The organism is Rhodanobacter spathiphylli B39 (assembly GCF_000264295.1).
In the GTDB taxonomy this organism is placed as follows: domain Bacteria; phylum Pseudomonadota; class Gammaproteobacteria; order Xanthomonadales; family Rhodanobacteraceae; genus Rhodanobacter; species Rhodanobacter spathiphylli.
In genome coordinates, this window is sequence record NZ_AJXT01000072.1 from 1 (window position 1) to 1,933 (window position 1,933).

Genomic DNA, 1,933 nt, shown 5'->3' on the forward strand with positions numbered 1-1,933 from the left:
AACGCTTAGCGTTTATCTGTCGCGCCAACACAGCAAGATCCAAGGCGCGATGCGTGTCGCGACAGATAAACCTCGTTGGACTAAACCGCCCGCGAGGTAGTCGCTTTGGGGATTGTAAGCCTGACCGCCTTGCGTGCGCGACCTTGAGGATGCGGCGAGGCGGTTTGGCACTGGCCGCCGGGCACGTTGACCGCAGCGATGGCGCGTACACCCGGTGTTTTTCGCGACGATGTGCGTGATCGCGACGACAACACCGACCCTTCGTCCGCAGTACTGGGGCACCGCGTTTGTGGCGCACGAGAGATGTCACTGAGAGACGATGGGTTGGCTGTCATGCGTTCTCCCCGGGTGGCCCGGTGGCGGGTGGCCGGTGACAGGTGGAGCGGATGGGGTACACCTGCAGATACGGGTCGGGCAAGCGCTTGAGTGCAGGCAGCACCGCCACGGCACGCAAGCGCCCGTGCTGGCACACCGGACACTGCGCGATGTCCTGCTGCGCCACCCGTTGCATAAACGCCTGTACCGACTCGATGGCGCGGGCATTAGCGGTTGGCATGGCCAGCGCCGCACGCACTTTGGCCAGCCCGATGCGCTTGACGGTGGGCGCCAAGAGTCCGTAATGGCGGATGCGCTTGATCCCTGTGGGCAGCACATGCAGCACGAAGCGACGCACGAACTCGACCCCATCGAGTTTCACGATGCGCTTGCCGCCGTGCGGATCGGCGCGCACCCGCCACGCCACATGCTGCGCATCGATACGCACAATGCGCTCGTTCGAGATCGCGGTGCGATGGGTATAGCGCGCCAGATACGACAGCACCTGGGCCGGCCCGCCCATGGGGGTCTTGGCGTACACCACCCAGTCGTGCCGATAGAGCTTCCGGCGGCGCCGGTTCCACTCGCCCTGAGTGCCTTGCGGGTCGCGCGGCAAGGTATGACCTTGACGCGCGTGTTCCAGCGCCGCCATGAACTTGCCCCGAAACACCCGCGACAGGGCGTGTACCGGAAACAGGAACGACGGCGATCGACGCGGAACCTGCCACTCCCCGTCATCGGTGAGCGCGCCGCATGCCATCACGCCATGCACGTGCAGATGCCGCTGCAAGTCCTGCGTCCAGGTGTGCAGCACCAGACTCAGCGCCGGGGTGCCGCCCAACCACTGCGGATCGGCGGCAAACTCCTTCAACGTCTGTGCGGCACAGGCAAACAGCGTGTCGATGACCCAGTGCGGATGCGCGCCGTACAACGCGTTCAGCGCGTGCGGCAAGGTGAACACCAGATGCGCGTAAGGCACCGACAGCACTTCCCCCAGCCGCGCCTGCAGCCACGCGTCCTTGGCGCGCGCACCGCACTGCGGACAGTGGCGGTTGCGACAGGAGTGATAGACCGCATGGCTGTGGCCGCAGGTATCGCACTGCACCCGGTGACCGCCCAGCGCCGCTGTGCGGCAGGCAAGGATCGCCCGCCACGCCTTGGCCTGTGGCGTGGACAAGCGGCGTTGCGCCAGGTACGCCGCGCCGAAGCGGTGCAGCACATCGGCCAGCGTGGCCATCGGGATGGCCGAGCTACCGCTGCGCTGGGGACGGCGTGGAGACGCGCGGCAAACCGGCGAGCAAGTCGAGCGGGTCCACCCCTTTGGGGGCAGCGAACTGCGGCGAGGTCAAATGCAAATAGCGACTGGTCGTGCCGATGTTGCCGTGGCCGAGCAGTCGCTGGATCGTATACAGATCCACCCCACCTTCGAGCAGATGGGTGGCAAAGCAATGGCGCAAGGTATGGATGCCGCCGGGCTTGGTGATGTGGGCGCGCGCCCGCGCCCCGTGATAGGCGCGCTGTGCCGACTCGATGGTCAAGTGGCTGTCACCGTCACGCTTGGGAAACAGCCACTGCCGCGGGTGATAGCTGCGCACGTGCTGGCGCAATTGCTCACACA

Annotated in this window: 2 protein-coding genes; both read right to left on the reverse strand. The window is 66.0% G+C overall.

Features of this window, described 5'->3' with window-relative positions:
* Positions 1 to 331: 331 nt before the first annotated feature.
* On the reverse strand, positions 332 to 1,558 hold the full coding sequence (locus UU7_RS17000) for an IS91 family transposase (RefSeq protein ID WP_425480526.1): 1,227 nt from the start codon (positions 1,556 to 1,558) through the stop codon (positions 332 to 334).
* Between the two features lie 7 nt (positions 1,559 to 1,565).
* A partial coding sequence (locus tag UU7_RS17005; RefSeq protein WP_007810568.1) for a tyrosine-type recombinase/integrase occupies positions 1,566 to 1,933 on the reverse strand: 368 nt, incomplete at its 5' end.